Genomic DNA, 250 nt, shown 5'->3' on the forward strand with positions numbered 1-250 from the left:
CCTGGATACAGTGGCGGCGGCGCCTGCTGGTCCGCTGGGAGTTCTATCCGCAAAACTTCCTCGGCTTCGTCCAGCTCGCTTGCCTGCTGATCCTGTTTCGACAATTTTGAGATAGGTTCTAGTGTCCTGAACCAGAAGTTCGCAACATCGCATGGTGTTGTACCGGGGCATTGTAACGGCAGAAGCGCTCGATGGAAGCAAGGATGTCGTCGGCTGACTTGGTCCACCGGAACGGCTTGGGATCAGCGTT

1 pseudogene is annotated in these 250 nt (G+C 56.4%); it reads right to left on the minus strand.

Annotated features, from left to right (window positions below):
- Nucleotides 1–118 precede the first annotated feature (118 nt).
- Nucleotides 119–250, minus strand: a pseudogene (locus tag I6F21_RS38620) (IS630 family transposase); the annotation flags it as partial.

It is taken from the genome of Bradyrhizobium sp. NBAIM03, from assembly GCF_020194055.1.
GTDB classification, from domain to species: domain Bacteria; phylum Pseudomonadota; class Alphaproteobacteria; order Rhizobiales; family Xanthobacteraceae; genus Bradyrhizobium; species Bradyrhizobium yuanmingense.